This is a genomic window from Pedobacter soli (genome assembly GCF_900101435.1).
Taxonomy (GTDB): Bacteria; Bacteroidota; Bacteroidia; order Sphingobacteriales; family Sphingobacteriaceae; genus Pedobacter; species Pedobacter soli.
Genome location: NZ_FMZH01000001.1, coordinates 171935 through 185507 on the forward strand (window position 1 = coordinate 171935; position 13573 = coordinate 185507).

The 13573-nt window shown below is 39.8% G+C and carries 8 protein-coding genes and 2 riboswitches; of the genes, 2 read left to right on the top strand and 6 right to left on the bottom strand.

Annotated elements, in window-relative coordinates; genetic code table 11:
• Nucleotides 1-27 precede the first annotated feature (27 nt).
• From BLR37_RS00625 to BLR37_RS00645, 4 genes are all read right to left on the bottom strand, one after another.
• Nucleotides 28-1893 carry a TonB-dependent receptor plug domain-containing protein gene (locus BLR37_RS00625; protein ID WP_090763198.1) on the bottom strand — a complete coding sequence of 622 codons (1866 nt, stop codon included), beginning with the start codon at nucleotides 1891-1893 and terminating at the stop codon, nucleotides 28-30.
• A gap of 97 nt (nucleotides 1894-1990) precedes the next feature.
• Nucleotides 1991-2184: riboswitch (cobalamin riboswitch) on the bottom strand.
• A 1044-nt stretch (nucleotides 2185-3228) separates the two neighbouring features.
• Complete coding sequence (locus BLR37_RS00635; protein ID WP_090763204.1) at nucleotides 3229-4350, bottom strand: PKD domain-containing protein; 1122 nt, start codon at nucleotides 4348-4350, stop codon at nucleotides 3229-3231.
• Nucleotides 4351-4371: 21 nt separating this feature from the next.
• Nucleotides 4372-5475, bottom strand: coding sequence for a YncE family protein (locus BLR37_RS00640; RefSeq protein WP_090763208.1), 1104 nt, complete (start codon nucleotides 5473-5475; stop codon nucleotides 4372-4374).
• 19 nt (nucleotides 5476-5494) lie between these two features.
• The gene (locus BLR37_RS00645) at nucleotides 5495-7528 is read right to left on the bottom strand and encodes a TonB-dependent receptor plug domain-containing protein (RefSeq protein WP_090763211.1); all 2034 of its coding nucleotides are present in this window, start codon (nucleotides 7526-7528) and stop codon (nucleotides 5495-5497) included.
• A gap of 95 nt (nucleotides 7529-7623) precedes the next feature.
• Nucleotides 7624-7818: riboswitch (cobalamin riboswitch) on the bottom strand.
• A gap of 134 nt (nucleotides 7819-7952) precedes the next feature.
• Here BLR37_RS00645 and BLR37_RS00650 point away from each other — a divergent pair.
• Nucleotides 7953-9152: a serine hydrolase gene (locus tag BLR37_RS00650; RefSeq protein WP_244154561.1), complete on the top strand. Its 1200-nt coding sequence runs from the start codon at nucleotides 7953-7955 to the stop codon at nucleotides 9150-9152.
• A 111-nt stretch (nucleotides 9153-9263) separates the two neighbouring features.
• The gene (locus tag BLR37_RS00655) at nucleotides 9264-10667 is read left to right on the top strand and encodes a sigma-54-dependent transcriptional regulator (protein WP_090763217.1); all 1404 of its coding nucleotides are present in this window, start codon (nucleotides 9264-9266) and stop codon (nucleotides 10665-10667) included.
• Between the two features lie 204 nt (nucleotides 10668-10871).
• Here the strand turns inward: BLR37_RS00655 and BLR37_RS00660 are convergent, their stop codons facing one another.
• Nucleotides 10872-12662: a chloride channel protein gene (locus BLR37_RS00660; RefSeq protein WP_090763220.1), complete on the bottom strand. Its 1791-nt coding sequence runs from the start codon at nucleotides 12660-12662 to the stop codon at nucleotides 10872-10874.
• A gap of 37 nt (nucleotides 12663-12699) precedes the next feature.
• On the bottom strand, nucleotides 12700-13422 hold the full coding sequence (locus tag BLR37_RS00665; RefSeq protein WP_039480409.1) for an RluA family pseudouridine synthase: 723 nt from the start codon (nucleotides 13420-13422) through the stop codon (nucleotides 12700-12702).
• Nucleotides 13423-13573: the final 151 nt, after the last annotated feature.

Here is a 13573-nt window from a genome sequence, read left to right on the forward strand (position 1 = left end):
TATTGTTTAAGCAAAGTTAAATTTTTATTAGCGTATATTAAAACTTACGCCGGTATTAAAGTTAAAGCCTGGTGTATTGTAGCCAATAATTTCGCTGTATTTTTCGTTCAGGATGTTTTTAGCATCGAAGAACAGTTTTACACGTTTTTTAGCCAAAGCATACTCTACGTAAGCATTTAACAATTTATACGATGGCAATTCTTCGTTTAAATAAGAGATGAAGTTTGTATCGAAGCGTTTACCAAAATAACGGTAGTTGGCACTAATGTATAGGTTTTTAGTAGCCTGCGCACCTGCTGTAATACCAAAAGTATGTTTTGGTCTGCGAATCAGATAATCAACAGTTCCGGTATTTCCTTCTACATAAGCGTAATAACCATTCAGGTTAAATACGCTAAATTTTACTGCAGGCTCTACCTCTAGCCCTTTAAATTTCTGTGTACCCTGATTGGTATAACCTGTAGTATAAACAATGGCATCGGTTAAATCGCGTTTAAAGCCCGCTACGCGTAAGCTGAACTGATCATCAGCAAAGCTAAAGTTTACTCCTGCTTCGTAGTTCTGCGATTTTTCTGGCTTCAGGTTTAAGTTAGCACCAAACTGCCCGAAAAGCATATTTAAAGTAGGTACTTTGAAAGCTGTAGATACGGTTCCAAACAATTTTACTTCTTTGATAATATTGATGGTTGGCGTTACCGAATAGGTATAGTTTTCGCCATATTGATCGTGCTTATTGTAACGACCACCTACTTCGAGGTTAAACACACTTAAATTGTGTAAGAACAATGATCCGTAAGCTGCAAAAATATTGGTGGTTGGATTACTTGTATCGGTAATTAATTTTGTTTTACGGTTATCGATACCTACCAATAAATCTAATTTATTACCCAGTTTCTGGTTATAAAATAAATCGATTACGTTCATTTTACCATAGTTTACAAAATTGCTGGCAAAGCCCATGAAACTCGAGTTTACATCGTTCGAATTGCTCTCGTGACTGTAATTCAAGGTAATTTTACCAGTATTAAGTTTATACTCGGCATTAAAACCACCGCTAAATTGCTTCAATATCGAATTATTGCCAGGTAAACCATCGGTAAATGCACCTTCATCTATTTTGTAGTTACCATAGAAATAACGTAAAAACGGATTAACTGAGAAACGCTTATCCAGCTGGATCCCAAAATTAGCGTTAACTCCATCAGTTTTAAAACCATCTTTATCAAATTCGGCTGTGCTGCCAACTGGCGCTACCGCTTCAGAAATACCATCGGTTTTAAGGTGTGTATAGTTGATGTTGTAAGAAAAACCTTCAACACCTCCATTTAAACCAATTGTACCTTTGTACGTTTCAAAGCTTCCGGCACTGGCCACACCGTAAATGGTATTGCCCTTTGGTCCGCCTTTTTTAGTTACAATATTAATTACCCCGGCAACGGCATCAGAACCGTAAATGGTAGACTGTCCGCCTCTTAAAATTTCGATGTGATCGATCTGATCGATTGAAAATAAACGTAAATCGAATGTACCGCTAATGCTCGATGGATCGTTTTGTACAATTCCATCAATTAAGATCAGGGTATAACCACTGCCAGAACCTCTGAAAAAGATACTTTTATCTTTTCCCTGGCTACTGTTTCCGCCACTGATGCTGATACCAGCCTGCTCATTTAATAAATCGGGTAGCGATTTTCCGTTGCTGCGTTCCAACACCTCGCGACTGATGATGCTAACCACTTTACCGGTTTGTGATTGTTTTTGATCGTTTTTAGTGGCAGAAATTACCACATCTTTAAGCTGCAAAGTGTCTTTTTGCTGCGCATTAGCCAACTGGCCAATCATTAGCTGCGCCAAGCCTAAACCAGCTGCTGCTAAAATAGTTGTTTTGTTCATTTTGATGGTTAGTTTTACCTATAGCCAACAGATTGTAAAAGAAATGAAAATACGTAAACGTTAAGTACTTCAACCCCAGCTTCAATCCCCGAAAGCTATGAAATTAATGCTAAAGGCAGGTCTTCTGACTTACTCCCGGTTTTCTGCCTTCCCGTCCCGACAAGCCGGCACAGTGGCGAAAGATTAGAAAAACCGTTACAGAGCTTACAGCTGCGGGACAGTTACAGATTTACACTGTATTCCCTTTTAATTCCGACTGTAAAGTCGGAAACCAAAAGCGCCGCAAATGTAACAAAAAAATTGTGATCACAATAAAATGTGAGATTTGATGAATTGGCAGGGCTTTTCTATGAGGTATCCATTTTTTCCGGAGGTTTTTCAGCTTCACTGAACTCAGCCTGAGCTGATGATAAAATAGATATTAGAACCGGCCGGCTCCATCCGATAGCTATCGGATCGAAATAACGATTCTTCTATTGGGTCTGTCAATGGTATTCACCGAGGTACTGAACGAGATTTTTCTATCTCTGAACGTATTCGCCTAGGTATAGAAGGTCTTTTTTGTACTTCGGAGTATATTCGCCGAGGTGCTGAACAAGCTTTTTCTATCTCCTGTTGTGTTCGTCGAGGTACGGAGCGTCTTTTTAGTACTTCGGAGTATATTCGGCGACGTTCCGAACGAGTTTTTTCTATCTCTGAATGTATTCGTCGAGGTATGGAGTGTCTTTTTTGTACTTCGGAGTATATTCGACGAGGTACTGAACGAGTTTTTTCTATCTCTGAACGTATTCGCCAAAGTATGGAGCGTCTTTTTTGTACTTCGGAGTATATTCGGCGAGGTGCTGAACAAGATTTTTCTATCTCTGAACGTATTCGTCGAGGAAGGGAGCGTCTTTTTTGTACTTCGGAGTATATTCGCCGACGTTCCGAACAAGATTTTTCTATCTCTGAACGTATTCGCCGAGGCATGGAGCGTCTTTTTTGTACTTCGGAGTATATTCGCCGACGTTCCGAACGAGATTTAAGTACTTCGGAGTGTGTTTTTTCTACTTCCGAAGTACCTTTTAGTACTTCAGAAGACCAATTTAGTCTTCTGGAGTACCTTTAAACACCTGTCAGGGCACTTTTTAATCCATTGGGTTTACTGTTCAGTCGATGGTTTTTGTATGTAATTCAATACTTTTTGCGTCTTGCATAATATGATTTGAGTATAATTACATACAAATGGAGCCTTGGAAGATACCGTTTCAAACCAGGTTGATACCAATAAAAAAGGCCTGCAACAAGGCAGGCCTCTAACAACTGGGCTGTTATTTATAGGTAGATGATCAGACTTTATTTAATCCCCAAATCAACCGCACCCTTTACTTCAGTCGAAATTTCACCAAGGTTACCTGCATCAGCATTCTGGCCGGTGTATACCTTCACAAAATCGATTGTTTTTAAATCTACTTTGTTTCCGTTTTTATCAACCGCCCACGATAAATCGAAGCTATTGTACAAATTGGTTTTGTAATCATCGCCGGTAGAATAACTATCGGTGTAGCCCCAGTCAAAGGGCGAACTGATTACAATACTTCCTGTCTTACCGGTTGAAGGCGGCAACAAAGTTCCTTTAAAGGTGATGGTTTCCTGGTTTGCGGCAAATTCAGGATAAAAATTATGCTTATGGAAATTGTTAACTTTTACTTCTCCGCTATTTCCCTGATTATCTTTCCAGCTTACATTGGCAAATGCTTTAGGGTTGGTATAGGTAATTTCGTAATTTTTAATGGTTGTAGCTTTACTGTATTCACTTCCGGCTAATTCATACCACTCATCATCGGCAAGACCATTGCCATTGCTATCCTGACTAACCATTACAACACCTGGCTCAGAAAAATGATATGGAGCCCCCGATGGATTACCATAAATGGCCAGATCGTTACCGGTGTTGTTTACTACCGAGTGGTCGAAGCCAAAAATAATGTAGCCACCAAAACCACCTAAGGAAATCAGGTTGGTAGTGCTTCCAATTAATTTTTGTGCCTGCTCTGGCTTACCCAGGGTTTCGTTTACAAACTGGCCCGGAGCTGGCAGATAATCTAAAATGCGGCTGATATATTTGCTGCTGGTTGGGGTAATTCCTACTACCGGGATTGGAACAGTAATGGTATAGGTATGGGTAAATTCGCCAGCCTCGTTATAACCTTTGTAAGCTAAAACATAAGTACCCGCTTTTGCGGCAATAAAATTATAGTTAAAAATGGTGCTGACCACTTTGCCATCGAGTTTCCATTCGTGCTGAAAAGCCTGTCCGTTGTTTGTACCTGCACTAAAATTGGTTGCTACAGCTACCTTAGCCTGTACAGCATCTTCTTTAATCAGCAGGTTTACATCGGGGCCAAGCACATTATTTTTCTTACAACTGAATAAGAACAGGCAGAAAAGCATTGAATAGATAATTGATTTTTTCATTTTTGGTGTGTTTTTTGTATGTTATTTTAATAAGAATGCAATGTGTGCGGGAATATCGCCGGTGGTAAACGTAAATTTCTTTTTACCTGCTTTATCAAAGCAATAAATGGTGCCAGGTGTAACGTAATCTCTCGCGTCGGTTACAAAAATATCTCCCGATGTCGGATCGACAGCAATACCATAAGGAAGTGTAATAGAAGCCTCAACCCCATCCGCAATGAAATTGTTGCTTGCTACGGTTTCGTCTTTTACATTAAGTTTTACATAGGTCGACTTTGAGGTAGCATAGCTGTAAGAAAACAGATAGGCATCGTCTTCATTAATCCAGAAATCGCTAACCGGAATATTGAAATTCTTTTTCACGGCATCGGTTTGGCTATCAATCACATATAATGAGGAAGCAACTGTTCCGTAATCACCTCTCGAGGTTACATATATATCGCCATATTTATCGGCTTTTAAATGGTGCAGGTTAATGGCTACATCAATCTTTTTGGTTTCGGTATTGGTAGTTAAATCAATTACCGACACTGTTCTGTCGTAATTTGGATAGTTATAACCGCCAGAATTGGCCACATAAAGTTTGTTGCCCACAACTGCCATTTCTTCGGGCTGGTTACCTACCGTTATTTTAGTTTTAATGGTGCTTAAAGCAGTCGTATCTACCACAGCTACATAGCCATCGTAAGAGGTGATGTAAGCAAAATTCTTGTAAAAGGTTACATAACGGGGGTTGTTGATATCCAGTTTAGCGACCTGCTTTGCATTGCCGGCGTTTAAGATTTCAACCTTATTGCTTCCGTTTACCACCACATACATTTTAGCACCATAAATTTTGATATCGTTACCTACATCGCCAAGACCTAATGTAACCGCCGGATTAGCCGCTCCGAATATATTTCTGGTGTATTTACCATCCTCATAATTGTAATAATCTAAAGATGATTTGTTAGAACCCCAGTTGCCTTCATTTAAGACATACAATCCTTTTACAGTTACTGACGGTGTTTTAGCGCCTTGTTCTGAATCTTCATCTACGGGTGTATCTTTTCTACAGGCAAAAGCGAGGGCAGTTAATAGAAGTAAGCCAGTGCGTTTAAAAACTTGTTGTAATTGGTGTTTCATATCGTGATATTAAATTGGTTTAAAAATTAGCGGATAAAGTAAAACGGTAGTTGCGGCCCGGCATTGGATAGTTGAGCACCACATCGTAATACTGGTTAAAAACATTATTGATTTCGGCGTTGAAAAAGAAACGGGTTTGTTGGTAAACGAAATTTGCACCCAGTGTTAAATCGTGCGTATACCAGGGTTTAACGTAATTGGCGGCGATATTGGCTTTTTGGCTGTACCTTTCGCCAGTGTAGATATAACTATAATTAAACATCAGGTTTTTGTAATCGATACCGAATCTCGCCGATCCGCTGTGTACAGGAATATAGGGGATCTGATCGCCATACCTGAAAGCAGTAGCGCTGATATCTATTGCTTTTTCGAAGGTATAATTGGCACTTGCTTTCAATTTCAGCTGTGCAGCTAAATCCCAAACCGTCTGTATATTGGTTTCGAAACCTTTAATCTGCACCCGATCCAGGTTAACCATCGTCCACCGGCCTAAATTATTGCCGGGAATGGCTACAATCTTATCTTTTACCAGATTATAGTAGGCATCGGCCTGAACAGATAGATAAGCGAGGCGTTTTCCGTTTGAGGTATGACCGTAAGTAAAACCTAAATCGTACTGGCTCGTATATTCGGGTTTCAGCCTGGTATTGCCAATAAACGTATAATACAAATCGTTGAAAGTAGGCATGCGAAAAATAGATTTGAAAAAACTGCGTACGCGGAAATCTTTAGTTTGAAAAGGTTGCCACGAAGCCATCAAACTGGGGGTATATTCTTGCCTGTTGGCAGATTGTTCGCCGTTTTTAACCTGTTCCGTAATCAGGGTTGCTAAAATGTTGCCCTGTAGGCTTAGCCTGTTTAGGTTTAATGCACTAGCCAGCACCACTAAGCCTGTGTTGCGGCTTGGGTAAGCAAAATTGTATAAATTGGCATCGAGCTTTTGCAAGCTGTAATCGGTAGCAAGAGAAAGCTCCCAGATTTTAGCTATTTTATACAGGTGGGCTGCAGAGATATACCACTCCGTTTCGGTATAGCGGTTATCTAAAAAGCTGTTTTGCTGCTTAAATTCAGGATCGAGGTAACGCATAAAACTATAGGCATACTTCGTATTCAACAAAAAATTATAGCGGGCGCTTTTTTTATTCTGGTACGAAGCCTGAACAAAACTATTATCGTCCCACTGGCGCTGTGTAAAGGTAAACCTGTTCGAAACTATCGCCCCGGGGAGTCCGCGGGCTGAATTATAGTTGTACAATTTAAGGCTCCACTTACTGCTATCGGCCAGTGAGCCAAAAAATGTAGCTTCTACTCTTGCCGATTTAACATCACTGTTATTCCGGATAATGGTGGTATCGTAAGCCAGCTCCTTATACCTGAATTTATATTTACCGTTCGATTCTAAATAGCCTGCATCTAAAACAAAAGCGATTTTATTGCTGATTTTTTGTTTAAAACTGATGTTGGGATTAATTAGCCCAAAAGAGCCGGTTTTAAAACTGGCTCCCAATCCATACTTTTTGCCAGAACTAAAAACCGGCTGTGCGGTTTTGAGGTAAAGTGCACTTGCTGCGGCAAAACCCTTGGCTGGCAGCAGTAACTCTGGCTTTTGGCCAACATAAACGGCAATTTCTTCCAGATTATCTAAGGATAATTTACCCAAATCTACCTGGCCATTTTGTGCGTTGCCTAACTGAACACCATCGTAAAACACAGCAGTGTGATTACTACCCATGCTCCTGACGTTAATGGTTTTTAAGCCTCCAACACCGCCGTAATCTTTTAACTGTACGCCGGCAAAATAGCGTACCGCATCGGCAACTGATAAGCTGTTTAAGCGTTTTAACTCCGATCCGATAAGTATTTGTACAGGAGTTGGCGAAAGATTTACCCTCGAATTTTTATACTCGGTAATTTTAACTTCCTGCAGTTGATTGGCCTTTGCCGTATCCACCTGTGCTGCAGAAATTCCAGGCAAAAGTATGCCCATACCCAATAACGGGGCCAGCAAAAAGAAAGACCTGGTGTTTGGTAAAACACCTTTAATTTTGATCATTTGATTGTGAGTTTAACCCACAGCCAACAGATAGAAAAGAAATGAAAATACGAAAAACGTAAGTACCTCACCCCTAGCTTCAATCCACGAAAGCTATGAAATATAATGCTAAGGCAGGTCTTCTGACTTACTCCCGGCTTTCCGGCCTTCCCATCCCGACAAGTCGGCACAGTGGCAAAATGATTGGAAATCCGTTAAGGAGCTTACAGCTGCGGGACAGTTACAGATTTACACTGTATTCCCTTTTAATTCCGGGTGTAAATCCGGAAACCAAAAGCCTGGCAAAGGTAAGAAAATTAGCCAAACTTGTAAAATGCGTGATGGAAAATGGTGGTTTTAGCAGAAAAAGCTAAATTAGGAATCACATTTTTACATAATGAGAAAATTTTTAACTCTTGCATGCTCGTTAATCAGCTTATCTGTTATGGCGCAAAAAACCGATACTGTATTTCTTAAAAAACTGATGGAATCTAAACCCGGTCTTTTTTCTTCGGTACTCCATCACCCAGATAAAAACCAGATACAAATATTATATACGCAGGTTAACCGCGATGCCCAAAACAAACCCAGCTTTAAAGCATTCAGCTATAATTTAGATCCGCACCATTATTTCTATCCGGCCAGCACAGTGAAACTGGCTGCAGTAATTTTTGCGCTCGAAAAAGTAAACCGCTTAAAAAACACAGGCTTAACGGCATCCAGTACGATGATAACGGATAGTGCTTTTAAAGGACAAAGCAAAGTTTTAACTGATACCAGCGCTAGAAATGGTTTGCCCTCAGTTGCACATTATATTAAAAAGATTTTGCTCACCAGCGATAATGACGCTTTTAACAGGTTATTCGAGTTTATTGGCCGGGCAGAAATTAATCAGCAACTAAAAGCCAATGGTTTTAATGACAGCCGTATTTTAAACCGTCTGGCCATTGGCGATGCAGGCGAATCGACCAGGCATAGCAATCCCATTAAATTTTATAATGGCGATCAATTGGTTTACAATCAACCGGCTCAATACGATCCGAAAGATTACGAATTAACTTTAAGCAACCTCACTATGGGCAAAGGCTACCTCGACAGCGCCGACAAGCTGGTAAACAAACCTTTTAGCCTGGCAGGTAAAAATACCTTTGCCATTAACGATCAGCAGAAACTGATGCAGAAATTAATTTTTCCTGAAGCTTTTCCCGTAAAAGAAAGGTTTAAGTTAACTGCTGCAGATTATAAACTCATTTATACTTATATGAGTAAGTATCCTACTGAAAGTGATTTCCCGAAATATGACCCAAAAGAATTTTGGCCCACCTATGCTAAAATGCTGTATTATGGCAGAGAGAAAGTCACTCCCGATCCAAACATCCGCATCTTTAATAAATATGGCGACAGTTATGGTTACATCATCGACAATTCTTATTTCGTAGATTTTAAAAATGGAATTGAATACTTTTTAACGGCAGTGGTACATAGTAATGAAGATGGCATATTTAACGACAATAAATATGAATACGATACGGTTTGTTTCCCTTTTATGAAAAACCTGGGCCAAAGCATTTACGAAGCTGAATTAAACCGCAAGAAAGCCCACCGTCCAGACCTCCGTAAATTTAAACTTGATTATTCCCATTAAGACTAAAACCTTTCGGCACATTTTGGGTTTATAGCGTATTAATTGTACAAAAAACTATACATTAATTAAAAAATAATATATTCGCATTTCAAATAAAAGAATAAAGCGCTAATGGCTAAACTATTAATAATTGACGATGAACGAGCGATAAGGAGTACCTTACGCGAAATTCTGGAATACGAAAATTACGAAGTTGAAGATATCGATAACGGTATTGATGGCCTCGAGATGATCAAAAAAGGTAATTATGATCTCGTACTTTGCGATATCAAGATGAATAAAATGGACGGAATGGAAGTGCTTGAACAGGCACAGCTCCTTAAGCCCGATTTACCTTTTATTATGATATCTGGTCACGGTACTGTTGAAACCGCTATCGAAGCCAGTAAAAAAGGTGCATTCGATTTTATTTCCAAACCACCTGATTTAAACCGTTTACTGATTACCGTACGCAATGGTTTAGACCGTGGAACTTTGGTAACCGAAACCAAGGTTTTAAAACGTAAAGTAAGTAAAACCCGCGAAATCCTGGGCGAATCGGAAAGTATTTCGAAAATTAAAGAAACCATCGAGCGCGTTGCCCCTACCGAAGCCCGCGTATTAATTACAGGTGCAAATGGCAGCGGTAAAGAGCTGGTAGCCCGTTGGTTACACGAAAAATCGAACCGTTCTGAAAGTCCTTTAATCGAAGTAAACTGTGCTGCAATTCCTTCAGAATTAATTGAAAGTGAACTGTTTGGACACGAAAAGGGATCATTTACCTCTGCTGTAAAACAGCGCATTGGTAAATTTGAACTGGCCAACGGCGGTACCTTATTTTTGGATGAGATTGGCGATATGAGCCTTTCGGCACAGGCAAAAGTTTTGCGCGCTTTACAGGAACATAAAATTACCCGCGTAGGTGGCGAAAAGGAAATTGATGTAAACGTGCGTGTTTTAGCGGCTACCAATAAGGATTTATTAAAAGAAATTGAGAATGGTAATTTCCGTATGGACTTGTACCACCGCTTAAATGTAATTAATATCCACGTACCGCATTTAACTGAACGTACCGATGATATTCCGGTAATTGCGCAAAACTTTTTAGAGCGCATTTGTGGCGATTATGGTATGCCTGTTAAAAAGATAAATGAAGGCGGAATGTCGGCATTACAAGCCTTACCATGGACAGGTAACGTGCGTGAGTTGCACAACATGATTGAACGTTTAATTATTTTGAGCGATAAAGTAATTACCGAAAATGATGTACGTGCATTTGCTAACCCGGGCGGTGGAACAAACATTGGTGCTGCAACCAGCGCGCAGATTGCAAGTGCCGGTGGATCGAGCCTTGCCTCTACCTTCGATTCGTTTAATAACTTTCAGGATTATAAAGACCATGCTGAGCGTGAGTTTATTAAATTCAAACTCGAAAAAAATAACTGGAACGTATCTAAAACAGCTGATGAAATTGATATTCAACGGAGTCACCTGTATAGCAAAATTGAAAAGTTTGGCTTAAAAAGAGCTGAATAACGCTGAGCAGGTTAAAAAGTTTTAAAGTTGGAATGTTTGAAGGTTAGCCGGACAACATTCCAATTTTTTTTGTTGAAAGGTTTAAGGTTGGAATGTTTGAAGGTTGATCCAGGCAATATCCTATCTTTTTGGTTGAATGTTTGAAAGTTCTTAAGCTAGCATTAAACTTTGCAACATTTCAACCTTCCAACATTAAAACAACCTCTAGCCCATATAATCATTTTGCCGCATCAGCAGCGCTCTGTATTTATTAAAGATTGCAGTTTTAGAAACGAAACCCAGATAACGGTTTTCTGCTGTAAGTACCGGTAAAATCCAAACATTTTCCTGCTCCATTTTCTCCAATACCATTTTAAGATCGTCGCCCTCAGTAATGGTGTTGGGTGCGGATTGTACCAAATCTGCAGCCTGTAAATTTTCTTTATCCGGATTGCTCATCATTTCATTAAACAGTTTTTCAATGTAAATGATGCCTTTAAAATCACCCGTTTCATCGGTAACAGCGCAGATATTTTTATGCGATTGCACAATTTCGCCCATTTTCAGCGAAAGCAAATCATTCATTTGTATCTGCGGATAACTCTTTTCAATCAGATATCTCAGTTTCATCTGGTTTAAAACTGTAGTATCCTTATCCTCATGAGATAAAAGTTCGCCTTTATCGGCTAATGCTTTAGTATAAATAGAATGTTTTTGCGAACTGCGGTTAATGGCGTAAGAAATGGCTGTAGTAATCATTAACGGAACCATTAAAATATAGCCTCCGGTAATCTCGGCAATCAGGAAAATACCGGTTAAAGGTGCGTGCATAATGGAACCCAAAGCTGCAGCCATACCCGCCACAATAAAATTAGATACACTTAAATGTGCCAGTCCCGATAAATTTACCACATAGGCAAAAATAAATCCGATTAAACCGCCCATAATTAAACTGGGCGCAAATGTACCCCCATTACCGCCAGCTCCTAAAGTTATCAGCGTAGCCAACGATTTCATGAAAATGGTAACCACCGTAAAAAGTATTACAACGGCAGGAATATTGTTATAATCTTCGAAAATACTGTTGTTAATCACCGTCAGATAATCGCCCTTTAGCAAGCCTTTTATGGTAATATAACCCTCACCGTATAACGTGGGAAAAAGAAATACCAAAGCCCCCAGCATTAAACCGCCAACAATAACTTTGGTATAAGGATGTTTTATTTTATAAAAAAGCCCTTTAACAGCGTAATTCGCTTTGGTAAAATAAATTGAAAAAAGACCAATTAATCCAGCTAAAAGCACGTAATAAATCAATGCATCCATCCTCCATCCTTCAGTTACCAAAAAGAATAACTGTTGCGTATAAAATGCCCGGGCTACTACAGCTGCGGTTGCTGCCGATAAAAGCAACGGAATAAAAGCGGGAATGGTAAACTCAGGAAGTAAAATTTCGATAGCGAAAACAATTCCCGCTACCGGGCTGTTAAAAGCCCCCGCAATACCTGCAGCAGCCCCGCAGGCCACCAGCATGGTAATTTCGCGGTAAGATAGGCCTAAAAAACGCCCCAGATTTGAACCGATAGCCGAACCGCTGGTAACAATAGGCGCTTCCAAACCTGTTGAACCACCAAAACCAACGGTAACAGCTGCAGTAATTACCTGCGAATAAATATTGTGTGCTTCTACCCTGCTCGATTTCTTTGAAATGGCGTACAGCAAAGGTGTTAAGCCGGTTTCGAATTTTGATCTCCTGATAAAATACTTGATGTATAAAACCGTTAAAAAAATCCCGATCATCGGAAAAATAAAATACAGGTAGTATTTATATTTCCAATGCCAGTCTGACTGTAGAAACTCCTCAATGTGGTGGGTTAAACTCTTTAAAGCAGCAGCAGCAAGTCCGGCCAGTACGCCAACTATAACCGCCAGTATAACTAAGAAATTACGGTTTGATATTTTTGATTTCCGGTACTGGTTAATCTTATCAAGGTAATTTACAAAGCGGATATACATTTTATTCTGTTTTATATTCCAGTGGAAAAATTAGCAGTTAAGCGTCGAATTTATCCAGGAGCTTAATTAAAGTAGCAAAATCTTTCGGATATGGAGCATCAATCACAATGTCTTTATCATCGAGTCCTTTAAATACCAGGTGTCTGGCGTGTAAGGCAAAACGCTTCATAATCGGCTGCTCTTCTTCACCTTTTGTTAGTCTGTAACCTCTTTTAATCGAAGAAAGAAAAACGGGTTTCCCTTTATACATTTCATCGCCAACAATGGCGGCCCTTTGGGTAGCTAAATGGATACGGATCTGGTGCATACGGCCAGTAATGGGCTTGCATTCTACCAATGTATAATGTTTGTAGTATTTTAACGAATCGAAAATAGTCTCCGCTCTTTTGCCCTCATTCCTGTCGATGGTTACATTTTTATTGCCATCGTTTAAGATGGGTAAATCAACCAGGAGCTGGTCAAAAATCACATGGCCATCTACCACAGCATGGTAAGTTTTGTTCACCTTCCTTCTTTCGAACTGCATAGAAGCATGACGATAACCTGCAGGATTTTTGGCGATAATTAAAGCTCCGGAGGTTTCCTTATCCAAACGGTGACATACCTGTGCATCAAAACTATACTGCTTGGCCAGGCGTAAAACATTGGTTTCGCCAGCCGCACCTCTTTCATCAAGCGATGCTAAAAAGGGAGGTTTGTTGATGACAATAAAATCGTTGTCTTCGAAAAGGATAAGATCTTTAAAATTAGGAAACTTCAAACTGTGGTGTGATTAATGAAGCGCAAAAATACGATTTTATTTTTTTTAAGGCGGTCGTCACCCTGAATTTATTTCAGGGTCTCAATGATAATAGCGCTATCGTTGTATAAACCTATACATTTAACCACTGAAACACAGGATTCGCCCATCT